23 protein-coding genes are annotated in these 25,641 nt (G+C 53.9%); 12 read left to right on the top strand and 11 right to left on the bottom strand.

Features of this window, described 5'->3' with window-relative positions; all coding sequences use genetic code 11:
• The first annotated feature begins 2 nt into the window (after positions 1–2).
• Positions 3–674 (top strand): response regulator, encoded by a 672-nt coding sequence (locus tag CQ011_RS15540; protein ID WP_105678625.1) that lies wholly within the window; start codon positions 3–5, stop codon positions 672–674.
• 143 nt (positions 675–817) lie between these two features.
• Here the strand turns inward: CQ011_RS15540 and CQ011_RS15535 are convergent, their stop codons facing one another.
• Both CQ011_RS15535 and CQ011_RS15530 read right to left on the bottom strand, forming a co-directional pair.
• Entirely contained in the window at positions 818–2,218 is a 1,401-nt protein-coding gene (locus CQ011_RS15535) for a trimethylamine monooxygenase (RefSeq protein ID WP_105678624.1), read from the bottom strand.
• A gap of 346 nt (positions 2,219–2,564) precedes the next feature.
• Positions 2,565–3,425 (bottom strand): prephenate dehydratase, encoded by an 861-nt coding sequence (locus CQ011_RS15530; RefSeq protein ID WP_105678623.1) that lies wholly within the window; start codon positions 3,423–3,425, stop codon positions 2,565–2,567.
• Positions 3,426–3,701: 276 nt separating this feature from the next.
• Between CQ011_RS15530 and CQ011_RS15525 the strand changes: the two genes are divergently transcribed.
• The gene (locus tag CQ011_RS15525; RefSeq protein WP_105678622.1) at positions 3,702–4,445 is read left to right on the top strand and encodes an IclR family transcriptional regulator; all 744 of its coding nucleotides are present in this window, start codon (positions 3,702–3,704) and stop codon (positions 4,443–4,445) included.
• 281 nt (positions 4,446–4,726) lie between these two features.
• On the opposite strand, the gene CQ011_RS15520 is transcribed toward CQ011_RS15525, so the two are convergent.
• The 3 genes from CQ011_RS15520 to CQ011_RS15510 are packed head-to-tail and all read right to left on the bottom strand — an operon-like array spanning position 4,727 to position 9,344.
• Positions 4,727–5,737: an NAD-dependent epimerase/dehydratase family protein gene (locus CQ011_RS15520; RefSeq protein ID WP_105678621.1), complete on the bottom strand. Its 1,011-nt coding sequence runs from the start codon at positions 5,735–5,737 to the stop codon at positions 4,727–4,729.
• The gene (locus CQ011_RS15515; protein ID WP_105678620.1) at positions 5,734–8,322 is read right to left on the bottom strand and encodes an alpha/beta fold hydrolase; all 2,589 of its coding nucleotides are present in this window, start codon (positions 8,320–8,322) and stop codon (positions 5,734–5,736) included. The genes CQ011_RS15520 and CQ011_RS15515 overlap by 4 nt, the downstream gene beginning before the upstream one ends.
• Complete coding sequence (locus CQ011_RS15510; RefSeq protein ID WP_181148159.1) at positions 8,319–9,344, bottom strand: 3-oxoacyl-ACP synthase III; 1,026 nt, start codon at positions 9,342–9,344, stop codon at positions 8,319–8,321. Before CQ011_RS15510 ends, CQ011_RS15515 begins: the two co-directional genes overlap by 4 nt.
• 487 nt (positions 9,345–9,831) lie before the next feature.
• On the opposite strand from CQ011_RS15510, the gene CQ011_RS15505 reads away from it, so the two are divergent.
• A complete protein-coding gene (locus CQ011_RS15505; protein ID WP_146112646.1) occupies positions 9,832–10,317 on the top strand; it encodes a hypothetical protein in 486 nt (161 codons plus the stop codon).
• 65 nt (positions 10,318–10,382) lie between these two features.
• On the opposite strand, the gene CQ011_RS15500 is transcribed toward CQ011_RS15505, so the two are convergent.
• Positions 10,383–10,859, bottom strand: a complete 477-nt coding sequence (locus CQ011_RS15500) for a winged helix-turn-helix transcriptional regulator (RefSeq protein WP_105678618.1) — start codon at positions 10,857–10,859, stop codon at positions 10,383–10,385.
• Between the two features lie 84 nt (positions 10,860–10,943).
• Between CQ011_RS15500 and CQ011_RS15495 the strand changes: the two genes are divergently transcribed.
• The 4 genes from CQ011_RS15495 (at position 10,944) to CQ011_RS18200 (ending at position 12,980) form a co-directional block, all read left to right on the top strand.
• Positions 10,944–11,387, top strand: a complete 444-nt coding sequence (locus tag CQ011_RS15495; protein WP_286161225.1) for a PaaI family thioesterase — start codon at positions 10,944–10,946, stop codon at positions 11,385–11,387.
• 13 nt (positions 11,388–11,400) lie between these two features.
• On the top strand, positions 11,401–11,916 hold the full coding sequence (locus CQ011_RS15490) for a PaaI family thioesterase (RefSeq protein ID WP_096254531.1): 516 nt from the start codon (positions 11,401–11,403) through the stop codon (positions 11,914–11,916).
• Between the two features lie 84 nt (positions 11,917–12,000).
• On the top strand, positions 12,001–12,717 hold the full coding sequence (locus CQ011_RS15485; RefSeq protein WP_502692894.1) for an ADP-ribosylglycohydrolase family protein: 717 nt from the start codon (positions 12,001–12,003) through the stop codon (positions 12,715–12,717).
• Complete coding sequence (locus tag CQ011_RS18200; RefSeq protein ID WP_502692893.1) at positions 12,651–12,980, top strand: ADP-ribosylglycohydrolase family protein; 330 nt, start codon at positions 12,651–12,653, stop codon at positions 12,978–12,980. Before CQ011_RS15485 ends, CQ011_RS18200 begins: the two co-directional genes overlap by 67 nt.
• On the opposite strand, the gene CQ011_RS15480 is transcribed toward CQ011_RS18200, so the two are convergent.
• A complete protein-coding gene (locus CQ011_RS15480; RefSeq protein ID WP_105678616.1) occupies positions 12,960–13,274 on the bottom strand; it encodes a DUF1883 domain-containing protein in 315 nt (104 codons plus the stop codon). The two genes, CQ011_RS18200 and CQ011_RS15480, sit on opposite strands and share 21 nt — an antisense overlap.
• Positions 13,275–13,410: 136 nt before the next feature.
• Entirely contained in the window at positions 13,411–14,454 is a 1,044-nt protein-coding gene (locus tag CQ011_RS15475; protein WP_105678615.1) for an NAD(P)-dependent alcohol dehydrogenase, read from the bottom strand.
• Positions 14,455–14,778: 324 nt separating this feature from the next.
• Between CQ011_RS15475 and CQ011_RS15470 the strand changes: the two genes are divergently transcribed.
• The 3 genes from CQ011_RS15470 (at position 14,779) to CQ011_RS15460 (ending at position 20,376) form a co-directional block, all read left to right on the top strand.
• The gene (locus CQ011_RS15470) at positions 14,779–16,002 is read left to right on the top strand and encodes a serine hydrolase domain-containing protein (RefSeq protein WP_105678614.1); all 1,224 of its coding nucleotides are present in this window, start codon (positions 14,779–14,781) and stop codon (positions 16,000–16,002) included.
• 494 nt (positions 16,003–16,496) lie between these two features.
• Positions 16,497–17,840, top strand: coding sequence for an exodeoxyribonuclease VII large subunit (locus CQ011_RS15465; RefSeq protein WP_181148158.1), 1,344 nt, complete (start codon positions 16,497–16,499; stop codon positions 17,838–17,840).
• 307 nt (positions 17,841–18,147) lie between these two features.
• Entirely contained in the window at positions 18,148–20,376 is a 2,229-nt protein-coding gene (locus CQ011_RS15460; protein WP_105678612.1) for a polyribonucleotide nucleotidyltransferase, read from the top strand.
• 444 nt (positions 20,377–20,820) lie between these two features.
• Here the strand turns inward: CQ011_RS15460 and CQ011_RS15455 are convergent, their stop codons facing one another.
• A complete protein-coding gene (locus tag CQ011_RS15455) occupies positions 20,821–21,399 on the bottom strand; it encodes a phosphorylase family protein (protein WP_105678611.1) in 579 nt (192 codons plus the stop codon).
• A gap of 142 nt (positions 21,400–21,541) precedes the next feature.
• On the opposite strand from CQ011_RS15455, the gene CQ011_RS15450 reads away from it, so the two are divergent.
• The gene (locus CQ011_RS15450) at positions 21,542–22,033 is read left to right on the top strand and encodes an S-ribosylhomocysteine lyase (RefSeq protein WP_105678610.1); all 492 of its coding nucleotides are present in this window, start codon (positions 21,542–21,544) and stop codon (positions 22,031–22,033) included.
• An 842-nt stretch (positions 22,034–22,875) separates the two neighbouring features.
• A complete protein-coding gene (locus CQ011_RS15445) occupies positions 22,876–24,246 on the top strand; it encodes a M16 family metallopeptidase (RefSeq protein ID WP_502692892.1) in 1,371 nt (456 codons plus the stop codon).
• Between the two features lie 83 nt (positions 24,247–24,329).
• Here the strand turns inward: CQ011_RS15445 and CQ011_RS15440 are convergent, their stop codons facing one another.
• Complete coding sequence (locus CQ011_RS15440; RefSeq protein WP_181148157.1) at positions 24,330–25,094, bottom strand: alpha/beta fold hydrolase; 765 nt, start codon at positions 25,092–25,094, stop codon at positions 24,330–24,332.
• 73 nt (positions 25,095–25,167) lie between these two features.
• On the bottom strand, positions 25,168–25,353 hold the full coding sequence (locus tag CQ011_RS17705) for a hypothetical protein (RefSeq protein ID WP_146112645.1): 186 nt from the start codon (positions 25,351–25,353) through the stop codon (positions 25,168–25,170).
• Positions 25,354–25,641 lie beyond the last annotated feature (288 nt).

Raw genomic sequence — 25,641 nt, 5'->3', positions numbered from 1 at the left:
TCGTGATCAAAGTACTGGTGATTGATGATGACTTCATGGTCGCCAAGGTTCACTCCGGGTTCGTCAACAACGAGCCAGGATTCTCCGTGGTGGGGGTAGCCCACTCGGCCAAAGACGCACTGATTGCAGCCACTGCGTTGTCGCCAGATCTCGTCTTGCTCGATATCCACCTGCCAGACATGAACGGCCTAGACCTGTTGCAACGCTTGCGCGACATTCAGCCAGACCTCGACGTTCTAGTCATCAGCGCGGCACGCGAAATGGACACCGTGCGACGGGCGCTTCGTGGCGGAATCGTGCACTACCTGATGAAGCCATTCTCCCGCGAAGACCTACACGAACGGCTCGAACACTATCTGAAAACATACCAGCCATTGCAACAAGCCGATCAAGAACTGCAACAAGCAGACGTCAATCGACTTTTTGGACTCAGCGGACAAAATCGCCGTCCATTGCCTAAGGGGTGCAGTGCCGAAACTATGACACTGGTAGAAAACATCGTCAAAGAGGCGGTACAACCCATTTCCGCCACAGAAACTGCAGAAAAACTCGGCACCTCACGGGTGAGCGCTCGCCGATATCTGGAGTATTTGGCCGATGAAAATCTGGCACAGGTCAATCTGCGTTATGGAGGAGTGGGCCGGCCTGAACGCCGGTACTCGTGGAATACCTAGCCAATAAAACGTGGCATCAGAACTAAAACAGGCTCGACGTATCTGAGTCGAGTAAAGCTCTAAACATGGCTGTGGCCTTGCACCAAGTACTCGGAGCAAGGCCACCATGCGGTCAAGGCTAGAGACGCAAGGTCAAGTTTTAGCTACGCCTTGCTCGACTTGGAGCGCTCGTTCAAGGCGAGATCTTCGAGTTTTTCTCGCGGGGCAGCGGAAACGTAGCGTTCCATGCTGTCATCCAGTTCGCTGAGCCATGGCGTATGGTGCTTGTCCGCCATCGTACCGGTCATCACTGAACGATAAACCTTGTCGCGGTAGGTCAGGATATTTTTCTTTTTATCCGTTTTCCAGGCCATAAAGGTTCGGGTGACTTCGTCCAAATCAAACATCGGGTAGTCCGTCAGTTCAATGAGATCCCGGATGTAGTCGGCTTGGAATTTCACTTCGTCTTCTGCTGTTTCGATAGCGTTAAAACGTTCAAGCCAAGCATCGATGCTTTCGCGTTGTTCGCTCGGAGATGGGACGGTTAGCTCGCCCAAAATTAGATCGCGAACGTACCAAGCCTGGGCATCAAACATATTAAAGGTGAACCACTGATCCTGGGCACCTAGGTAATACAGGCTGTCGTTGTTTTCAGAAACAACACCGCGGTACAAGGTATCCGGGTAAACGTTGTTTGGTGAATCCAATGCCAAATCAGAGGGCAAGAATGGATAGTGGTGCAAGTATCCGGTGCACAGGATGACCGTATCAAATGAGCGGGACATGCCGTTGCTGAAGTACGCGGTTGAACCTTCGAAGCGGTCAATGAGGGGGAGTTCCTCAATGCCTTCTGGCCAGTCGAACCCCATAGGACCTGAGCGGTAGCTATACGTAACTGAGCGTGCGCCCATTTTGAATGACTGAACACCAATGTCTTCAGCCGAATAACTAGCTCCGATCAGCAGAACATCTTTATCTGCTAAGCGTTCAGCTCCGCGGAAATCGTGGGCATGCATAAGCTCGCCAGAGAACGTTTCAATGCCGTTAAAGTCTGGGACGTTAGGGAAGCTGAAGTGTCCGGAGCCCACGATGACATGATCGAATTCGGAAGTTTCTGTCTGTCCGGTCTTGAGATCTTCGGTGGTGACAGTAAACAGGTTGGTGCTCTCGTCAAAATCAACCCAACGCACCACGGTAGCGAAGCGAACGAGCTTTTTAACATCGGACTTCTCGGCGCGACCATTGATGTAATCCCACAACACTGCACGAGGTGGGTAGGAAGAAATTGGGCGGCCAAAATGCTCATCAAATGTGTACTCGGCGAATTCTAAGGCTTCTTTGGGGCCGTTAGACCAAAGGTTGCGGTACATGCTCGAATGCACTGGTTCGCCGTACTTGTCTATGCCGCTACGCCAGTTGTAATTCCACTGACCTCCCCAGTCGTCTTGCTTTTCAAAGCAGACGATCTCAGGGATCTCTCGCCCGGATTTCTTGGCAGAATCGAATGCCCGCAGCTGGGCAATGCCGCTGGGTCCTGCTCCAATAATTGCGACGCGTTGAGTCAAACGTACCTCTCCGGCTATCTAAGCCTTATATCAGTTGCGCGCCGAGAATCGAACCAACAATCGAGCTCGTCAACGTCGCGCAATTCAACAAAAATGCTCTAAACCAGTCGACCAGTCACGCATTGAAAGCGTTCACATGTCGAGGAAAAACTTGTCCTGTTCAAGGGACTCCACCCTTGAGTTTATCAGTTATTCATTTTCTGGAATTTTAAAGCAGCTATTGAGGGGGAGGTTTGACGTCGAATCAGAGAAATTCGTGCTCGGTATTTCACCTTGGGACACAGCAATTAACGCCAACTTCTAGAGGCGAGTACCGAGCAGTCGGAAATTATTGAGCTGCCAATCTTTACACGAAGGAAGCAGAGACCTTTTGGCGATGCTCACTTGCGGCATAGGTACCGAGTATCTTGATTTCCCATGTGAAGAAGTCCAATTCTTCTAAGGCAAGGCGTACCGGTAAGTCTTCGGGATGGCCTTCGATGTCAACCATGAAAATTGTGGCAGCGAAACTTGAGTCAAGCATGTAACTTTCCATGCGAGTCAGGTTTACCCCGTTGGTAGCAAATCCACCTAATGCTTTGTACAGTGCGCTAGGCACGTTACGAGCGTGGAAGACCAAGGTGGTGATCACAGATTCGGGAAGTTTAGAGCGGACGGGGAGCTCTTGCTTCCGCGCAAGAACGACGAAACGGGTGGTGTTCGTATCGTCGTCTTCTACCGAAGACGCTAGTACTTCTAGTCCGTAAAGTTCGGCAGCAAGTGGTGGCGCAAGCGATAGTTTGGTGGGGTCGTTCCATTCTTGGACCTCGCGCGCGGAACCTGCCGTGTCTCCAGCGATCACTGGTGTCAGCTTGTTCTCACGGATGATCTTGCGGCACTGTCCTAGTGCATGGATATGACTATGGACTTCGGTAGCTTCTTCAATGCTGCTTCCAGGAAGTCCCAACAGGTCAAAGCGGATACGCAAATAGTGCTCGCCGACAATCTGTAGTCCAGATTCGGGGAGTAAAACGTGAATGTCGGCAACTCGTCCCGCAATCGAGTTCTCAATGGGGATCATGGCAAGATCGGCTTCGCCGCTTTCCACCATGGCGAAGGCGTCTTCAAAGCTCGCACAAGGTATGGCTTCCATATCGGGGAACTGCTCGGTGCAGGCCATATTCGAATTGGATCCGGCTTCGCCCTGATAGGAAATCTTTTTGCTCATTAGTTCAATTTAGCGCAGAGTGCTCGCCACCGATGAATGCTAGCAAGGATGTTTCGAACCGGCCGATCTATGAATGTTTCTTACAATCTCAGGGAGTAAAATTTCCCCAAATAATGTCTGTCTGGTCGTTCGCGTCAAGCCAGATACCGCGGTGAGTATTAATTTGTGTGGGTGCAAAATTTGACAGATTTTAGAGCCTCAACGGTTCTAATCAGCTTAGGTTATGATGTAGATCACTGCTGTTTTTGGGATCTCAGCTTTTCATGGGGGTGTGAAGTGGCACAACCAACTTTGATTGGGTCGGTGCAGAAGGCATTGCGCCTCTTGGAGGCTGTTGCGGCGAGCGGTACTGCCATTTCGGCGAAGAAGCTTGCACGAATTACCGAATTCCCCTTGCCTACGACTTATCACTTATTGCGAACCCTCGAATTTGAGGGTTACCTGTGCAAAATTGATGGTGGGTATGCGCTCGGCGCATCCTCACTTACGGTGCAAAATGATGCAATCCAAGAACTGGTGCCACGGGTTCGTCCAGTGCTCAGGTCGTTGAGTGATGAGCTTGGCGCCGCCACGTATTTAACCACTTACCAGGATGACGAGATCCATCTCCTAGCAATGGTCGAAGGTCCCGAAGGGCGAAGCGTGGATTTGTGGGTAGGAGTGCATGAGTCCGGGCATGCAACGGCATTTGGCAAGGCGATTTTGGCAAACCTTAGCGACGAACTGCGTGATGATTACATCAACCGACACGATCTGTATGATCTAACGCCTAACACCATTACTAGCCGCGGCGGTCTGGAACGCAATCTGTCTGTCGGCTCCAAGATTTGGTCAGATAAAGAAGAATATCTACTTGGTATTTCCTGTCACGCGGCTCCCATTCAGAATAACGGGATGGTTGGCGCGATTGCAGTGTCTCTACCTTCGCAACGCAAGTTGCTGGAGAGCGAAGAAGCGAGTCTGAAGAGGGCTGCGAGACGTCTCGGGCTGGCAATGGGGCCATCTCTTATCAGTATTTGAAATCTTGTCTCTTGTTGACCAGTTGGCTCACCGGTGATGATGGAGTCATAGAAGTTCAGTAGGAAGCTAGAAATCCAAGATGTAGCGCGAGTGCTACGGACCAACTGCGATATCTAGCATCCCAGATAGCGTCTAAACGTCCTGCGCAGTATTTCCTGAGTACCCCCAAGACTCGGAAAACCAACGTTCAGGATAGCGACCCCGAAGATTCCCCCAAGCCTTCGGGGTCGCGCTGTCTGGAAGGGTCACTGCCAGAGGACTAACGACTACGTACTTTTGAGTTACAACTGCCCATAGTGGGCTGCAAGTTTTGCCAAGCCTGCGTCAATACTCACCGTTGGCTTCCAATCCAACACTTCATGCGTCTCGCGCTGGTCAAACCAGTGAGCGGTTGAAAGTTGCTCGGCCAAGAATCGAGTCATCGGTGGCTCATCATGCACTAGATTGCGAGAACCTGCGGCCAGCCAGACTTTCTCGATAACCGAGCCAGCACCGCGTGCCAACCAGCCAGGAACATTAAGTTTCGGAGCCGGAGCTCCACCAGCCTTGCAAATTCCAGCAATGAGTTCCCCCACCGGGCGAGGCTCACCATTGGTGACGACAAGTGCCCGTCCGTGAGCGTAATCCATGCGTTCTAGCCCGCGAACAATCGCGGAGGCCGCATTATCAATGTAGGTAGTGTCAATAAGTGCCACACCACTGTCTAGTAGTGGAAGCCGGCCGCTCTTGGCACGGTCAACCACACGCTCAACCAGTTGGGTATCGCCAGGACCCCACACCACGTGTGGCCTTATAGCAGCCACCCGGAATTCGGGGGAGTCCTCGGCCAAGGCACTTAGCTCAGCAGCTGCCTTAGAGCGAGCGTAGTTACCGCGAGCCAAATTCGGGTTCGCAATACCTGCTGATGCGCCCGTCAACGAATCACCGAAATGAGCGACCGAAGGGGAAGAAACAAAAACAAAATCCTTGATGCCAGCGCTTTTTGCAGCCGCTAACAAATTTGCTGTTCCATCGATATTAGTGGCGACAAATTCATTCCAATGGCCGGTAAAGGAGACCTTCGCGGCCAGATGAATCACCGCATCCATGGATTGCACGGCGGTAGCCACTACATCCTTATCGGTGAGTGAGCCACGGATCTCATCCGTCGCTTGGCTCGAAGCGCCGCGCTGGAAAGTTCGAACGTGGTGTCCTTTGCCGCGCAATAGCTCAGCTACCGCCCCGCCGAGCATCCCGCTGGCTCCGGTAACCAAGATACGACGAGGCTCTGCATTATTCACGCCTGTGCTCATGGCTTGCGGACCCTTCCGCCGGCCAGTGTGGCAGTTGCCCAAGTAGCTAGTGCGGCACGATCGATTTTGGAGTTATGGCGAATGTCGGTTGGCAGCGATGAAACAATCAAAACCGCAGCCACATCCACGCCGGTTTCGGCGACGGCACTGCGAACTTTTTGCGATAACTCGTTGCTTGCCGGGCCTGCTTTGCGCGCCGGTGGAATTGTTTCCATCACTACTACGGCGGCCTGTGTGCCAGCCGGTCCTACACCCACCAATGCGGCGCGACCAGCGCCGGACACAGACTCAACTGCGTGTTCAGCGGCCACCGGGGTCATAGCCCCTTTAGCGGTGCTCAATACATGCCCTAGCCGGCCCTCTACCCAAAGCCGTCCGTCATCATCGAGATGTCCAACATCTCCAGTCCTGTGCCAGCCCGGGATTGAAATGCTCACCTGCTCGGTAATCCAAAGCCGGTCATAGCGATCCTTGACATGTGGGGCGCGAACTAGAATTTCACCGGTGACGTGAGGGGTGTATTGCGGTTGGTCTCCCGCGATTCCCATCGAATCGATAGGGGCAATGGCTACCTTTGCGCCAGCGACGGCCGTACCAACGCACACACCGTTGCCCTGGCCCGCCTCGCGAATACCCGCAAGGTCGATATCTGTGACTGGAAGTGCCTCGGTCATGCCATAAGGCGTGTGTACCTGTGCGTTAGGTACTAGCTCTTGGACTTTGGCTAACAATGGTTCTGGAATAGGTGCACCAGCCGAGAGCATTACCGAAACGTTCGCGAGAGTCTTCCGGTGGGTTGCATCCAGAGAATTCTTGGTATCCAAAACGTTGGCCAGCGCTGCAGGTGAGGCAAAAACCGTTGTTGCATCTACGGCTACCGCAGCATCTGCTAAGGCCGAGGCAGTTAGCGTTCGGGGTGCGGTGACATCCATATCTGGAGTGACCGAGGTTGCGCCCAAAGCTGGACCAAGCAAAGCAAACGGCGCAAAGCCAGCAACAAGAGCAGAACCGGCTTTGAGATTGTAAGTTTCGCGCAGGGTGTCGCGCATTGCGCCCAACTGCCGGTGTGTATAAACAACACCCTTAGCGGGGCCTGTTGAGCCGGAAGTGAAGAGCACAGCGGCGTCAGCGTCTGGTTCGGCGGGCTCGAAATTTGAAGCTTGTGGCGCGAGCTTGTTTCCTACGTCGAAAAGCTCGGAAAGAGAATGCTCCACGCCTAATAGTTTGCGCTTGGCAGCAGGCAAGGTTTCCACTGAAATCTTGGTACCTGGCCAGTTGAATAGTCGTGCTCCGGTGAGTGCACGGTCAATACCAATAAGATAGCTTGGCCCCGCGCCCTTGATGGCGCGTCCCAAACCCTTTGTGCCGAGTCCAGCATCAGCCACCACTATGACAGCCCCTAAACGCAGGCAAGCGTAGATCAAAGTTGTTAGCTCAATGCCCGGGGGAACAAGTAAATTAACTCGGTCCCCGGCCTTGACTCCAATTTCTTGAAGTCCTGCGGCCAACGCGTTGACCCGTTGGCCCAGCTCTGACCAGGAAAGCGAACGTGGAGGATTAATATCTACTACAGCAACGCTGTGGTCTGCGGTGCGTGAATCCAACTCTGAGAGCATTGGCCGGTAGTCAACTAGGCTGTCTGCTCGTGAAGAATTTGTGGAGTTCTGATTGCTGGACAACCAGTCAAACATGGGGGTGGCAATGTCTTTGTCCTCGCCTACCAAATGGCTGGCGCCCTCGAAGCGGTGTACCTGCGCGTGCGGGAGTCGACCCATGAGGTCGCGAAGATAACGGTCTGAGAAGACTGGATCCTTTGGCCCCCACAACATCAAGGTCGGAACGGTGAGCGTGCGTACAGCCTGCGCAATTTCGTTCAGCGTCGAGCGGCTGGGATGGTCTTCGGCGAAAGGAATATCTGCCACAAAGTTCGCTACGCCCTCGCGTTTGGCGGCACTTGTGTAGGGAGCCATGAATGCTTTGCGGACTTCTGGATCAAGCGCAGGCTGAGCTAACGAGTGGGTTACCTGTAAGAAGGCGCTGGTGGTCTTAGTGCCCCAACCATGAACCGCAGGATGTGAAGCGAGCTTCAACGCTGCGGGGAGTTCAAAGCCAGCAGGATGAATCGCGGTATTAGTTAAAATGACGTTGGCCAGCTGATCCTGATGGCTGGTGGCCCATCCCAGAGAAATGACACCACCCCAGTCATGACCCACGGTGGTGACCTTGCCGCTGAGCCCGAGCGAGTCGATGAGGTCTCCCAAATCATTAACTCGGTCAGCTAGCCGACGGAACTTGCCGGTACGCGCGGAGAATCCCATGTCTAGCTGATCCACCGCGACGACGCGCCACGGCAGAGCATTAGCCGAAACATGGTTCAACAGGCTGCGCCATAGGTACGACCACGTTGGGTTGCCATGGACACACACGAGGGTGCCGATGGGCTCAATTCCTCGTGCTAGAAGTTCGTCTTCGTTATCGAGCAGATGCCACATGTGCAGCGTCCCTGGATCATCCACTTTCGAAGTGGAAGGAACCTCAAGATAAGTCGAATAAATTCCATCTACACCGGGGAAAAGCTCGGTCACCAGGCAATCTCCATCATCGCGGTATTTAATCCTGAACCAACGCCCATACACAGAACACGGTCACCTGGCTTCAAAGTGTCAGCTTCCTGAGACAAGGTCATCGGCAAGGAAGCTGGACCAACGTTTCCCCACTTAGAGAAGGTGATCGGAACACGATCCTTGACTAGGCCCACAGCCTTGATGATGGCGTTGGTGTAGGACTTGGAGACCTGGTGGGTGACATACCGATCCATGGACTTCCAGTTCCATCCGGATTCCTGGGCTTCATCCCAAGCATTTACCACCAGTTCTAGGCCGTTGTCTAACAGCCCCTTGGTATCGGTGTACATTCCTGCCGGGCCACCTACGCACAGTTCATGGTGTTCGGTACCGGCGCGTGAGACGCCACCAATGATGCGGTGCCCGTCCGGGTGCAGATCTGCTGGGCCAATGACGGCTGCAGCTGCGCCCGAACCAAGGGTCAGAGTCGCAAACTCGCGCATGTAATCTTCACGAGTAGAGCTCTCATCGTTCAGGCGGCGGAATGTTGTTTCCTGAGTCGGGCGGGAATCTTCACCAGCCACGATCAGGGCGTACTTGATCTGCCCCGAATCAATCATGTTTGCTGCCAAGCTCATGCCGTTGACGAATCCTAGGCAGGCATTTGTTATGTCAAAATTCATAGCGGAGGATGGTAAACCCAGACCATTATGAATCTTGGAAGCTACCGAAGGCTCTAGGTTGCGGCGGGTGACTGAGGTGTTAATCAGCAGACCAATCTCGCCCGGTTCCACACCTGCCTGCGTCAGCGCATTTTGGCCAGCAACGATTGCAGCGTCGTCAAACTCGACACCCTCAGACCACCAACGGCGTTCTTTGACGCCCGACACCCGTTCAAGCAACTTCTTAGAAAGACGGAGGCGCTTGAGGCTTGGGGCCAGGCGTTCGTCGAATTCTGCTGAACTCATGACCTCTGGTGCAAGTACGCTATTTACCGCTATGAGGGCCACGTTGTGGTGTTTAAAAGTGGCGTTGCCGTTCAAAATGTAGCCTTTGTGTCGGGGCTGTTGCGCCGTGCTCGGACGCAACGAAGTAGAAGTAGATTGATGCTTTACGAGAAATAATAAAAAAACGTCTATCTCTACCGTATTCCTTGTTGGTGCACAGTGCGTACACGGGCACGCTATTTTCAGCGGTTAGCAAGAAACTCACAGTCTTTTTGGCTATATTTCGCCCATCCAACCCACGGTGAGTTACTGCGCAGTAACATTTTGGAGGAATGGGGCCGTCGATGGCTCGATTACTTTGGGAGTGCTCAGAAATAAGTTCTGCGACCCATGGCACCATTTTCTCCTCCGGTAGGCTTGCCTTGAACTACGGGCCCGATGGCGCTCCTACTGCAAATAGGCGGGAAATCTTATGGATCTACTACGCGGTTTAAGTCGAGAAGACCTATCGGTCGCGATTTGGGTATGCACCGCAGTGTTTGCTGTAGCGATGGGAATCTGGCGTCGGCGACAACTGCAATGGGTGGCTCTCAGTTCTGTGATGCTCTTTGCAGTGCTTAACGCCGGTGCGGGGATCTACGTTTTGCGGACCGTCGGGGATCCTCGATGGGCGCAGGAGGGAACCGTTCCACTCAGTGCACCTTCCTTGAGCGAGACGCCACTCGTTGGGCAATACTTGGACTCGTTAAATTCCGCACTCCAATCAATGGTTGGAAGTGTGAACTCGCTTGTGGCGTTCCAACAGGCGCTTCCGGTAGCACTGGATTTCTTCACGAAGAGTGGCTGGGCATTACTCATCGCCGTTCCACTGATGATTCTTGTCGCGGTGATGAGTTTTAGAGCCGCTAGGCGTCGAAAGCGAGAGCTCAATAATTACCGCGCGACTGTTGACCAGCTCAAAATTGATTTAGAGCAGGTCAAGGCCAGACTCACTATGTTGGATGGAGCGTCAAGCGTTGACCAAGCAACGGTAGCCCTACCGCAGGCCAGACGCAGAGATCAACGATAAAGAGATGCAGCGCTGAAGAAAATTTACCCTAAACAGCGAAATTGTTTGCCTGCAGGACCGTAAGTTTAGGGAGCTGATCCGCGCAGTTTCGCCCCAGGCCCGGGGGATACCTGAGACTCTCTTGGTGTGTCTAGAACGTGCCCGAGCGCGCACTGCACCACGGCAGAAACCTGCTCTCCACAACCGCTGTGCTTGATGAGTAACGGTGGTCCGGTCGGATCTGCCTCGTATCTGTCGCCCCATTGGAGTAGCGAAATTATAATCGGGTAAAGATCCAATCCCTTTGGGGTGAGGCGATATTCGTTACGCGTACGGTGGCCAGGTTCCTTGTATGGAGTGGCTACGAGTATTCCGCTGGCCATCAGGGAATTTAGCCGGGCGGAGATCATCGCTTCGGAAGCCCCTAGGTGGCTGCGTATCGCATCGAATCGACGCACTCCATTAAATGCTTCCCGGAGTATTAGCAAACTCCACTTTTCACCGACGACTTCCAAAGTGCGTTGAATAGAGCAATTCTCAGTGTCGTAGTCCTGCCACTGCATGTTCAAAGCAGCTCCTTACCGTTGACAGATCCTGACTCTCTAGCTAGCTTCAAATATAACAGCCAGCTTTTGAAGGGCAAGAGATTGAACACGAATGAAGAACTTCTGCCAGGTATGACGCGGACTGAGCCCAGCGAGTTTGTGGCTGCTACCGGTTTTGTCGTTGATGAACTTAACGCCACGTCCCTGCGCGGGCACGTGCAATTAGGACCAAATCACCACACACCGTGGGGAGTGGTGCATGGAGGACTGTTCACCACAATCGTAGAAAGCGCCGCCAGTATTGGGGCGAGCTTCGCCGTCAAAGAGCATCGACAATTTGCCGTCGGGGTTCACAACGCCACAGATTTTTTGCGGCCAGGTAGTTCCGGCTTGGCTCTAGTTGAGGCCACAGCTTTGCATCAAGGCCGTACCCAACAATTATGGGAAGTCATCATCACAGACGACGCTAGTTCCAAGGTGCTGGCTCGCGGGCAACTGCGCCTACAAAATGTGCCGTTGCCCGAGAAAACAGAAAATCAAGGCTAGAGGAGCCATATTAATGGAAGCTAGAACTGACGCCCGTGAAAAACTTGTGAAGTGGAGAGATCCTGCTGACGCCATGGATCAGCTCCCGTTACTTTCCGGACTGGAATATCTGAAACAGATGGCATCCGGTGACCTTCCTGGTGCACCAATCGCGTCGCATCTCAATATGGATCTAGTCGAAGTCAGCGAAGGGTCGGTCACTTTCACAAGTACACCGGATGAGTCTTTGTATAACCCGATTGGGACTGTGCATGGGGGACTAGTTTGTGCAGTGCTGGACTCTGCACTCGGTTGCGCTGCGCACTCGACGCTTCCTGCAGGAATGGGATACACCTCCATTGAAATCAAAGTGAACTACCTACGTCCGGTGTTGGCGGATAGTGGACCGCTACGTTGCACCGGAACTGTTACCAAGCCGGGACGTCGAGTGATCTTCGCTGAAGGAGAAGTTGTAGATAAAAACGGGAAGGCAGTAGCTACTGCGTCGGGATCGCTTCTCGTGTTTCCGCTTGATATTCCGAAAGACTGAGTGCTGAAAAGTGTCGGTTACACGGGATAACTTGGATTTACCGCCAATGCATTGGCAAGGTGCAAGTTTTCTGATGGGAATGGTATGAAGTTTTCTTCTGATATGAAAGACCGTATCTGTGGAGTACTTACAGGTATGGCCGCGGGAGACGCTCTTGGCGCTGGGTACGAATTTGGTCCTCCCCTGCCGGCTGACAAACCGGTAGCCATGATCGGTGGCGGGCTAGGTGACTTTGCCCCCGGAGAGTGGACAGACGATACCTCGATGGCGATCGTGATTGCACGCGCACTAGCGAACTCCGGAGGTCAACTCGACGCAGGCGCATCTGACTATATGGTGCGTCAGTGGGCTATCTGGGCGAAAGATGCGCCGGATGTAGGCACCCAGACTCGGGCTGTTCTCGGTGCGGCGGAACAAACCGCACGGGCTAATAAGCGCGATGCTCCGAATACGCAGGATGCAGTCGCCGCTGCGACTGCGATTCACCGGCAAACAGGTCGTTCGGGCGGCAACGGAAGCCTGATGAGAACTGCTCCCATTGCTTTGGCTTATCTAGACCGTACGCCGGATGAGACATACCAGGCGGCAGTCGAGATTAGTAAGCTGACTCATTTCGATGATGAAGCAGCCGAAGCCTGCGCTTTATGGACGCTAGCAGTACGTCACGCCGTACTCAGCGCAGAACTAGATATCCGCGTAGGGCTGCCACTTCTAAATCCTGAACGCGCCTTAGCTTGGGAACGACGAATTCAGCAGGCAGAAGAAAAAGCCCACGCGATTTCTCACATAACGGCTGGGTAGTTGAAGCATTCCAAGGCGCTTGGAGTTCCATCACGGTTTCCAATGTTGCTGAGGGCGGGAGTGCTGAGCACCTCGTCGCAGCAGTCGAAGCTGCGGCACGCGGCGGGGTCGATACGGACACCGTGGCCGCAATTGCTGGATCGTTGGCCGGGGCTGCTTCTGGGTTGCGGTCTATTCCGGCGCAGTGGTTGGAAATACTGCATGGTTGGCCGGGCATGAACGCAAAAAATCTCGTTGAGCTCTCACTCAAACTCGTCGATTAGTGGACCGTCGGGCCGCTGTGGCGGTTCCACGCTCACTGCGTGGCGTACCCCGCGGACTCCCAATCCGCTGAGATCAACCGCTAAATACCAGGGGCCTGAACGGGGAACCTTGATTCGGTAAGGTGCTTTACGCGCTAAGCTACCTCGGAAATCGTAATCTTCTGAATCTTGGAATGCTGCGTAATTTTCCGGGTCCATGAGCCTGAGGTAGGCAGGTCCGCTGAGCGTGACTACCAAGATGGTGCCACGTTCAAGATGATCCCAAGAGTATTCGGTGAAATCAGGAGCGGTCATTGAGATTCCTCTGTAATCGAGCAGCGTTTTGCGTAACCGTTAGCTGTGTCCCGAAGCCGCATGCGGATACGGCGTTCGAACTATCAACTGTAAGTTAATAGTTCGAACGCCGTACGTAGAACGCTGGATACTACTTTTAGACCAAAGTCGCGGTGTCAATCACGAAGCGGTAGCGAACGTCAGACTTCATCACGCGCTCATAAGCTTCGTTGATCTGCTCGGCGCCAATGACCTCGATTTCAGCACCAATGCCGTGCTCGGCACAGAAATCCAACATCTCTTGGGTTTCTTCGATGCCGCCAATCTGTGAACCGGCAAACGAACGACGTCCACCGATCAATGCGAAGGCATTCACCGGCAATGGTTCTGCCGGGGCGCCCACATTGACCATGGTGCCGTTTACACGCAACAGCTCAAGGTAATCGCTGATATTGATCGAGGCGCTGACCGTGTTAATGATCAGGTCGAAGTTCTTGTGCAGATCCTTGAAGGTGCTCTCGTCGCTGGTGGCGCGGTAATCGCTGGCACCCATGCTCAGTCCTTCGTCTTTCTTCTTTAACGACTGGGATAACACGGTAACTTCGGCTCCCATCGCACTAGCGATCTTCACGGCCATATGGCCTAGACCGCCAAGTCCCACCACTGCCACCTTCTTGCCGGGGCCTGCACCCCAGCGCTTCAGCGGCGAGAAAGTGGTGATGCCGGCGCAGAGTAGCGGAGCGGCCACATCAAGCTCGATACCTTCTGGGATGCTCAATACGAAGTTTTCGGTGACCACAACATGAGTGGAATACCCACCCTGAGTGATGGTTCCATCGCGATCGACCGAACCATAGGTTCCGACGGAGCTGTCGCAGAATTGCTGGTCGCCAGCGAGGCAATTTTCGCATTCCATGCAGGAGTTAACCATGCATCCCACTCCAACACGGTCACCGATCTTGTGTTTGGTGACTTCGGTTCCGACCTCGGTCACAATACCGGCGATTTCATGGCCTGGAGCCAATGGGTAGGACTGTGGTCCCCATTCGCCGCGCACGGTGTGAATGTCCGAGTGGCAGATGCCCGAGTACTTGATGTCGATCAGGACGTCGCGCGGACCAACCTCGCGTCGCTCGATCTGAGTTGGAATCAATCCTTCGGTAGCCGAAGGTGCAGCGTATGCATTGACCATGGTTGTCATAGTTCTCTTTCCTCGTACTCAGTGAATGCGCCTTACCCCAAGAGAATCGGGTAGATCTAATCGGGCAAAGCGTGTGTTCCGGAAATTAACAACAGCCCAAGAAGCCAAAATAATCCCGCCGAGCCTGATTATTTGCCAATTCCCAGCTAGATCGGCGAAATCCATGAAACTAGGGCTGAAAGGACAGGGAAGAAGGCTGACTGTCATTTTTGTCGTCCCGTTGTGAACCTAAGTATTTGATACGTGACAGTCAAAGAGACCCATCCGAGTTACTCAATGATAGTCTCCCATTTACTAACTGGTGTGGCGTTGAAAGGATCTCTCATGGATGACACTCAAATAGGCGCTGTTACTGGCGCTGGCGCAATCAACGCACTGAATTGGAAATTGCCTGAGAACCTGCACTGGTCTTTTCAGCATATGGCTGATTTCTTGCCCACAGCCGAAATTCCACGTGGTTCAGCGACGCCTTCGGAACTACCCGTTGCGCTTCGTAATCTGGACTTGGTTCTAGCGCCGTCCAGCATTCCGGGTGCTCCGCTGGTGACCGTTGGATCGATCATGGCTACAACACATACCGATGCCTGGATGGTTTCGCATCGGGGCACAGTGATCACAGAACAATACTTCGGGCAGATGAATGAAGATTCCTCGCACCTTTTGATGTCGATGAGTAAATCTCTCATTGGTGCCGTTGCAGGTTCCTTATGCGACTCGGGAGTACTAGATCCTGATGCCCAGATCACGGACTATATCCCTGAATTGGCCGACTCAGGTTATGCCGGCGCGAGGGTGCGTCACTTGCTCGATATGTGTTCAGGAATTGATTTCTCTGAAAATTATTTGGATCCACTCTCCGGGATCCGCCGGATGTCGGAGGCCATCGGCTGGGCACCAACCAGTACGCCTGGACCGACCGGGATGTACCCGTTCCTGAAAACACTGCAACGCAAGACAGCTCACGGCGGAGTATTTGAGTATCGCTCCTGCGAAACTGACATGCTCGGCTGGGTGTGTGAGGCCGCTTCAGGAACCGCAATGCCACAGCTGATGTCTGAAGTCTTATGGAGCAAGCTGGGTAGCGAATCTGACGCGACGATTTGCATTGATCAGTACGGGACCGGAACTTTCGACGGCGGGATCAATGCCACGCTACGAGATATGGCCCGATTCGGTGCAGTATTCCTCAATGAGGGACTGTCCTTGACGGGGGAACGTGTGCTCTCTGAAGACTGGATTACACAAACGTTGGAAGGCGATCCGGATTCACGAGACGCTTTTGCCGCTAGCCCGGGGGATTACCGTATGCCCGGCGGTATGTACCGTAACCAAATGTGGTTTCCATCTCCCGGTAATGATGTGGTGCTATGCATGGGTATCCATGGACAGATGGTCTACATTAACCGTCCCGCGCAGATGGTTGCCGTGAAACTCTCCAGTTGGCCATTGCCGCAGGACCCGATCAAGCTTTACGCAACATTGGGCGCTTTCGATTCGATTGCTGCTGCCCTAATCGTAGAAGCACAGACCGCGCCAGAAAACGCATAGAAGTTACCAACGTCTTCGTGCGGTGGTGATCGGATTCTGTCGGTGAAGTCGTTGCGCGGCTTCTGTGCGGTCTTTGCAACCTGAACTAATTGGTTTCGCTGCAACAGGGTGAACGCCACCTGCTCCGACATTTAAATAAGAACTGCTGCCAGTTGCGAGGTCAGTGTATTTAGATCTAGCGGTTCCACAACGACGCTCTGAAAATGCGCTCTCATGAATTCAAAAGTCGATCGAGCCCGTTGTCGGTGTTAAAAGTGCGAAGTTCTCAATGAATTGGACGCCAGACAGCGACTCCAGAAGCGGCTGCGGATGGGTGAACTAGTTGGGTCGATCAGTGGGTCTGGTTGTTCTTAGTTTAAATTTGAATTTTTACTTTGATCTGAGCTAATTACCACAAACTGTCGGATTGTCGACATATCGTGGTTGGTATGGAGACGCGGCTTGGACAATCTAAAACTTCAACTATTCACTCATTGGCCCAAGTGAGAGGATTTGTGGCCAGCCACATCTCTTCGACTCGAATGGTGCAATTTCGCGGAGAAGTCATTGGAAAAGTAAGGGGGACAGCCGATAAAAGGTGGCTTACACTCATTGACGGTAGGACTGCATTAGAAATTGAAGCACCGTCGCACGCTTTTCCCAGCAAGCTCCGCGAAGGGCAACAGCTAGTTGTCACAGCCAAACCGAACTTTGACGTGTGGCGAAGGAACCCGGTATGGAAAGTAAGCGACCCCATTGCCGGTGATATGCAATCAGCGGTTCGGATCCTTCCCGAAGTTGGCCCCCTGGAACTTTCCCGACAAAAAGTAGCCCGAGAATTCGGGATTCGACCGAAGCCAATTCGCAACTTAGAAAGTATTCGTCCCACAGGAAAAATCAAAAACGTGGTGGTTATCTGTGGTCAGGACGCTCAGGTGTTAGCGGATTTTAAGAGGGGCCTGCACGAAAGCGACAGAGGGCATCGGGTTTCGGTCATGGCTGTGGAAGCACACATCCAAGGGACACGAGCGGTTGACGATATATCTAGCAGGCTAAAAAATCTCAAACCTAGTGATGCCGATGCCGTCATCATTATTCGCGGTGGCGGATCTTATGCGGATTTCGCTGTCTTCGACGAACGAGACCTCATCGAAGCTGTAGTTCGTTGTCAGGTTCCAGTTATTACTGCCTTGGGGCACAGTGAACATATTCCAATGGCGGCTAGGGCTGCGTCTGCAAATTTCACCGTTCCGCACGATGCCGGTGCATCGATCCGCAAAGAGAATTCCAAACGTTATTTCGATGGTCAACCTTCATACGCAAATCTCAAAAATGAGAATCAAAGACTAAATGCAGTAGAAAAAACATTGCGGGCGCAGGCAAGAACAAACGAACGGTTGCTCGATAGCCTCAAGCGCGATTTGGATTTGGAACGAATAAAGCACGCAAAGTCACAAGAACAATGCATAGTTGCCCAAAAAGAGGCTAGCGAAGTCCATCAGCAGTCTTATCGGGATTACTTAACGATTGCGCTGCAGTCGGTACGTTTGAAGTCACTATCTAACGGATTGTGGTGGTGTCTTTGGACAACGCTGGTCGCCATCTTGACCTTCTCCAGTGCCAGTCTTTCTGTAGGTTCTGCCGTGATGATCACGGTATTTCCTGCGCTCTGGATGTTACTGACGTTCACTGGAGGATATCGAGGCAGAAAGATTGTTGAGTCACAGGCCTGGCGAACGTCATCCATGGGGGAGGACTTGCGGTGGTTAAGGAAGAGCTTGCAGGGAGCGAGCTCACCTAGAGACCTTCGGTGGGTGCTGAAGCGGAGAACCGATATCGAGAATCCTGGATCAAAATAAATACTGCTGTCCGCCGAAGTGCATAAGGCGTTCTCAACACCCGCGAAAATCGCGTGGAACTGCACCTTTTGCCAATTCCCGGTAGGCTTAGAGTAGGACTTGGCCGCTGGCCAAGACCTCAACGATAAAAACACTCCCTTGACCGCGTCACCGTGAGTCCTGACCGCCAGTATCGCGGTCCTCGGTAGTGGCTTTCGCTTTAGCCCATTGATGGCTGAAGCGCGGGTCTCGATCGAAGACCAGATCTGGGTAGGGCGTCACGGATCGCTTGTCAGCTATGGGAGCGATCGAAAGGAGAACCCCCTTAATGGAGGGTCCAGAAATTCAATTCGCCGAAGCACAGATCGACAACGGTCGTTTCGGTACCCGCACCATTCGTTTTGAGACCGGCCGTTTGGCTAAGCAGGCCGCTGGCGCTGCAATGGTTTACATTGACGAAGAGACCGTACTGCTCTCGGCCACCTCGGCCGGTAAGCACCCACGCGAAGGCTTCGACTTCTTCCCACTGACCGTGGACGTTGAAGAGCGCATGTACGCAGCTGGCCGTATTCCGGGCAGCTTCTTCCGCCGCGAAGGTCGCCCATCGACCGAAGCCATCTTGGCTTGCCGTCTGATGGACCGCCCACTGCGCCCAGCATTCGTCAAGGGCCTGCGCAACGAGGTTCAGGTTGTTGTAACCGTCCTAGCTATCGATCCAGATGAGCTTTACGACGTTGTCGCAATCAACGCTTCCTCGATGTCGACTCAGCTTTCGGGTCTGCCATTCTCCGGCCCAATCGGTGGCGTTCGCGTTGCCTTGGTTGACGATGGAGAAGGCGCCCAGTGGGTTGCATTCCCTAAGCACAGCCAGCTGAAGAACGCAGTGTTCAACATGGTCGTTGCCGGCCGTGTTGCAGGCGACGACGTAGCCATCATGATGGTTGAAGCCGACGCTACCGACAACGCTTGGGAACTGATCCAGGGCGGCGCTACCGCGCCAACCGAAGAGGTCGTTGCCGAGGGTCTAGAAGCTGCTAAGCCATTCATCAAGGTACTTTGCGAAGCGCAGGCCGATTTGGCTTCGCGTGCAGCGAAGGAAACCGTTGAGTTCCCAATCTTCCGCGACTACGAAGATGACGCCTACGCAGCGGTTGAAGCAGCAGCTTCCATCCGCCTGGCAGAAATCTACGCCATCGCAGACAAGCAGGATCGCGACAACGCGGCCGGCGAGTTCAAGGACGAGATCGTTGCATCGCTTACCGCCGAGGGCTCAGCCTTCGCCGAGCGTGCTGGCGAAATCTCCAAGGCTTTCGGTGCCGTAACCAAGCACATCGTGCGTCAGCGCATCCTGACCGAGCAGATCCGTATCGACGGCCGTGGCCTAGCTGACATCCGTCAGCTTTCCGCCGAGGTTGAGGTTCTGCCTCGCGTCCACGGTTCGGCAATCTTCGAGCGTGGCGAAACCCAGATCATGGGCGTCACCACCTTGAACATGCTCAAGATGGAACAGCAGATCGACTCGTTGAGCCCGGTAACCCGCAAGCGTTACATGCACAACTACAACTTCCCGCCATACTCGACCGGTGAAACCGGCCGTGTGGGCTCGCCTAAGCGCCGCGAAATCGGCCACGGTGCCCTAGCAGAACGCGCCATCGTGCCAGTTCTTCCAACGCGTGAAGAATTCCCATACGCAATCCGCCAGGTCTCCGAGGCATTGAGCTCCAACGGCTCAACCTCCATGGGTTCGGTTTGCGCCTCGACCCTGTCGCTGCTGAACGCTGGCGTGCCACTGCGCGCACCGGTTGCCGGTATCGCTATGGGTCTGGTTTCGGACACCGTTGACGGCGAAACCCGTTACGCGGCCCTGACCGATATCCTCGGTGCCGAGGATGCCATGGGTGACATGGACTTCAAGGTGGCTGGTACTCCTGAGTTCATCACCGCGATCCAGCTTGATACCAAGCTTGACGGCATTCCTGCATCGGTGCTCGCCGCAGCGCTGACTCAGGCTCGCGAGGCTCGCCTGCACATCCTGAACGTGGTCAACCAGGCCATCGACACCCCGGATGAGCTGTCCACCTACGCGCCACGCATCATCTCGGTGAAGATCCCAGTGGATAAGATCGGCGAGGTCATCGGCCCGAAGGGCAAGATGATCAACACCATTCAGGAAGACACCGGAGCTGACATCTCGATTGAAGATGACGGCACCGTGCTGATCGGCGCCACCAATGGTGAGTCCGCTGAAGCCGCACGTTCTGCCATCAACGCCATCGCTAACCCTCAGGTTCCTGAGATTGGCGAGCGTTACTTGGGTACCGTAGTGAAGCTGACCACCTTCGGTGCGTTCATCTCGCTGACCCCAGGCAAGGACGGACTGCTGCACATCTCCGAGCTGCGCAAGATCAACGACGGCAAGCGCGTCGATGATGTTGAGGACGTAGTCTCGGTCGGTCAGAAGATCCAGGTTGAGATCACCAAGATCGATGACCGCGGAAAGCTGTCGCTGTCTCCAGTTGTTGAAGAGGACGAGGCTTCGGAAGAAGCAGCAGAGTAATACTCTCCTCTAGTTTGAAAACCCCGGTTCACATTTGTGAGCCGGGGTTTTCTGTTACCCAGAGACGACTGCTAATTGAAAGCAATCGGAGACGGACACGAATTAGCAGTTGCAACTGACAAAGTCGCAACTGCTAAATTTAAATGTGGATGTACTGCGTTGGCGCCTACCTCCATGGCACCACATTCGCAAGAGACTGCTTGAGGTACTTTGGGTCATTGACGAACTATATTGAATCTTCGGAAATTCGACTACGGCTACCGAAATATCGTTCATAGCGCATTTCTGATTTCAAGAATCTTGCCCCGAAAATAGTTGACGAAAGGTAGCCAAAGGACGACAAAACCCCGGCTCGTCTGCGACACCGGGGTTCTGCGTGATTAGGGTAACCCCGAGACGGTTCCGCTAGAAACCTAGAGCTCAGGGACTGAATTTGGGGTGTACCTAGCTAACTGGGGGAGCAGAGCTTAGATGAGCATCATAGAACTCGCGCAGCTGAACACTCTTGGCGATAACAATCGCATCCCAATCTTCCATGCTGGTGGAGCTGTCAGCGTAGTCCGAAGGAACCTTGAAGATCTGCAGTGGAACGTCAAAACGCTGGCACATGCTCGCGTAGGCGTAACCTTCCATGTCTACTAGCTGCGCATTCAGGCCGGAAATGTGGGTGCGCTGCTCGTCATTGCTTACAAACACATCTCCGGTAGCCATAGTGGCTTGAGTATCAGGCAACAGGATCTCACCGGTTGGCACCACATCATTCGAGGCCAATGGGAAGTCGTGCTGGATCAAACGAGTCACCTGGTAAATCGTATCCAAGCTCGGACGGTCTTCATCGGCATTGCCGACTACCCCTGCGGTGCCCAGAACGATGACGCGCTCTACGCCGCCCTCGGCGAGCGCACCGGCGAGTGCTACCGAAGCGTTGACCTTCCCTACTCCGGAGACGATGTGTGGCACGTCTGCGAAGGCGGATGCTTCATCACTGTGCGCGAATACGAGCAGGGTCTTCTGTTCCGACATTCGGTTCCTCTCAACAACAACTTAAGTCTTTTTGATTCTGACCGGAAACAGATTCGACGGTCAGCATGCTCACTTGAGTTTATCGGTTACGGGCTATGAAGTTTTTCAATTTTGCTAATGGGGGAGCGGATAGACTGAAACTATGAGTGAAATTGAACTTGCAGCTGTTGAAAGTTTTGCCCTGGACCACACCAAGGTCAAGGCTCCCTACGTGCGTAAGATCGGCGTTGAGCGTGGGCCTAAGGGCGATGCCATCACGAACTACGATATTCGTTTTGTGCAGCCAAACCACGGTGAGATCCCTACCGCTGGCCTGCACACCATTGAGCACACCATGGCTGGTCTGATTCGTACGCGCTTCGAGGGCTTGATTGATTTCTCGCCATTCGGCTGCCGTACTGGTTTCCACATGATTGTCTGGGGCGAGCCAACTCCAGCTGAGGTTGCCCAGGCCATCAAATCTTCTCTCGAAGACTTAGCCGAGAAAGTCACCTGGGATGACGTTCCAGGTACTGAGGCCGTGAGCTGTGGCAACTTCCGCGATCACAGCCTGCACTCGGCGAAGGAATGGGCAAAAGTGATCTTGGAACAGGGCATCAGCCTGGATGCGTTTGATCGCACCAACATTGCCTAATTGAAGCCGTTGAATCGTCTTCGGTAACTAATAGTTTCGGTTAATTGATTATGGTGCGGTGAGCACACTTTGGGTCAATGTAGCCTAATGAACCCCAGCGTTTGAGATGTAAGCGCTGGGGTTCGTTGTTGCTTAACCGTGTTTGGATGCAAAATAAGTTGATTCTCGAATCACGGTTGAGATGCCCCAGTTAGATCGCCTTCTCTCCTGTGAATTTACTGGATAGTGGTTGTTCTCGTGGCTGCTTTGTCCTTGAATGGGAATACTTGGCTTGGTGCCAGGGGATAAGGAGAGCAACATGGACAACACCATTGATCCAACGCACGCGCCCGCTCCGGAACCACCACCTCCGCCGGCGGAACCGACCACACCTGATCCGTTGACCCCTGTCCCTGGAGGTCCGAATAGCCCCGAGCCGCCTTCGACCCCGGGGTTCCCGCCAGATCCAACGATGCCGCCGGGAGCACCGGATGCTCCCGAACCACCTCCGACGATTCCAAATGATCCATTTGGATAGGCTGACAGCAACTGCCCCGACCCTCTTGTGGTTGTGTGGGCGGCACTAGCTCGGCTTCGGATCTGTTTTTTGGAAGATCTACGGGAAGTCGGTGAAATAAAACTCATCTGCTGATTACCGTGTGGCACTTTGTTAGCCATTCAGTCCACAACTTCAAGGCTCTCCTTCCACCTCATCTTGGGGGAGGGAGAGCTTTGTACTGGGATATTACGGATTCTTCTGTGTGGGGAATACGGACGCTGTCTATGCTCCACTGTGGGAGAATGGTGGCAGTGTTCCGCCCGGATTCAAGTGCCGGGGCCCCATGTTTTAAGGATGTTTCTCTGTGGTCATGATTCCGTTGCCCTTGCACTCGGTGGAGGCACAACAGTTCTCACCGATTGATCCGGCCGACCCATCGCTGGTCCACCGTGGCGAGGGCGGGGCAGAAGTGCGTCGCAGTATTCTTCCCGGTGGTGTCCGTGTGCTCACCGAAGCCATGCCCGGACAGCGGTCGACCACCGTAGGATTCTGGGTACCCGTTGGATCTCGTGACGAAGAAGCCGGGCACTATGGATCGACCCACTTCCTAGAGCACCTGCTGTTTAAGGGAACTAAGAAGCGCACTGCGCTTGAAATCGCTCAGGCTTTTGACGCAGTGGGCGGCGAATCAAATGCTGCGACCGCGAAAGAATCCACCTGCTATTACGCGCGAGTGCTTGATTCCGATCTGCCAATGGCCATGGACGTCATCGCAGACATGGTGACCTCCGCAGTTATTGACCCCTTGGAATTGGAGCAAGAGCGTGGGGTGATCATCGAAGAACTAGCGATGGACGCTGACGATGCCACCGAGGTAGCCCACGAACACTTCGTCGCGAAGGTCCTTGGCGATCACCCGTTGGCGCGACCCATTGGTGGCACACCCGCCGAGATCATGGAGATCTCCCGCGAGGCAGTGATGGAGCACTATCGGGCGCATTACCGTCCGAGCGAAGTGATCATCACCGCGGCAGGCTCGCTCAACCACGACGAACTCTGCGCAATGGTTCTCACCTCGTTGTCCGAGGCGGGCTGGGATCTTGACCCGATGGCCGTTCCGGAACCGCGTCGTTCCTCGGAACCAGCAACCATTGTTTCGGTGCCCGGCATTGAAGTGATCAACCGCCCGGTAGAACAAGCCAGCATCATCATTGGTTGCCCAGGTATTAGCGGACAAGATGAGAGACGGCAGGTACTTGCCGTGCTCAACGCGGTCCTCGGTGGGGGTATGAGCTCGCGTCTGTTCCAAGAGATCCGTGAAAAGCGTGGACTTGCATACTCGACTTATTCATTCTCGGCTGCGTATACCGATGCCGGATACTTCGGCATGTATGCCGGTTGTTCGCCAGCCAAGGCGAGCGAAGTAATCGGCCTGCTTGAATCCGAGCTGGATCGGTTGGCTGCGGATGGTATTACCGATGCTGAATTAGCGCAGGCCAAGGGCCAGCTCGCCGGCGGTACGGTGTTGGCTCTGGAAGATCCAGGAAGTCGCATGTCGCGTCTGGGCCGAGCTGAGATGGTTACCGGAGAATTCCAAGACATTGATGAGGCATTGAGCCGAGTTAATGCGGTCACCAAGGAAGACGTGCAGGGGTTGGCTCAGGAGCTGGCTGCCAAGGAACGCACCATCACCGTGGTCGGTCCATTCGAATCGGCAGCGGCGCTGGGGCGCTAAATACTTCAACAAAAACATAAGGGACGCTTAACACTTCAACAGTGTGGGGCGTCCCTTACCTTTTGATAATGGAGTCATTGCGCTTAGCGGGCTGCGCGAACCAGCTGGGCTAGTTGTTCAAAATGCGAGTAGTTGAAACCGTGCGCCGCATCCTCGAATACCGACAGCTTCGCGTTTGGAGCGTTGGCCACAAGCCGTAACCCAAAGTCCGGTGGTGAGAGCGAATCCTTCGTGCCGCAAACTACATCGACGGGAACAGGAACCGATCCCAAATAGTCAATGGTTGGGTAATCGAGCATCTGCGTGCAACTCTTAGCCCACCACGGAATGCCACATCGCAGGTAGTCAACAAGCAAGATGACCTTGACGGCGTTCAACTCATGGGGAAAGTCTTGCAAGAGTCTGCGTGCCTGCCGGAAGAGCGTATCTTCTCGGTCATTAACCGCTGGTGCGGCAATGATCAGGTGTTTGAGCAGCTCGGGACGACTACGAGCAATCTCGATGGACACCTGAGCTCCCATGGAATGTCCCAGAATGACCGCGTCTTTCACATTTAATGTGCGTAACGCGAGGGAGACCTCATGAGCAAAGCGTGCCACGCTAACCGGCCTGCCATCATCCATATTCTTGCCGTGGCCAGGCAACTCCGGAACGATCACTCGATGGTCACGGGATAGCTCTTGGGCTAGGGGAGTGAAATACCTGCTGGAGGCTCCAAGGCCATGAATGAGCACCACATCGGGACCAGTTCCTGCCACGCGTACCGATAAGCGGGTACGCAACGTCTCCGGGATCTGTCCAAAATAGCCGTGCCGCACACGTACCCTTCCGTCCGCGGACGATTCCACGAAAAAATTTAGTATTTATTTGCTGAAGGCTCTACTCTAGCCAAGATCTGTTCCAAGCAGATGCAGGTCAGCTTTAGGGTAGGCCAACGGAATGTTCCTCGATTGCCGACCACAAGTCTTCTGGGAAGATTTCCTTGAGGTCCTGTTCATAGGCACTTCCGTCGCCAGGGACTCGGATCTGATCGCCATCAATGCGAAAAGGATAGGACTCGCCCTGTAGAAGTTCTTGCTCAGAAGTTGAAGCAGAAGCAGTGGTCATACAATCGGCCCAGCCATAGGTTGTCTCGCCGTCTTGCCGAAATACCTCGACTTGGCAGGAAGGTGATTCAATCCCCGAGCTTTGCTCTTCGACTATATCGACGAGTCGTGCGCGTTCATCATCGCTCAGGGTTGGAGGTACATCGCCAGAACTACATGCGATGGTACAGAACGTGACGACGGCTACTAAAAAAGTGCCAGCGCACCATCGCTTCAGGACAGTCCCCATTTTACTTGCCAACTCCTTGGAAGATCTTGAAGCTTATTTTTCCTTGAGTTGCCCAGCAAT

It is taken from the genome of Arthrobacter sp. MYb213 (assembly GCF_002979915.1).
GTDB lineage: Bacteria > Actinomycetota > Actinomycetes > Actinomycetales > Micrococcaceae > Glutamicibacter.
The sequence above is the reverse complement of the archived record's forward strand: the minus strand, read 5'-3'. Positions and strand labels throughout refer to the sequence as shown.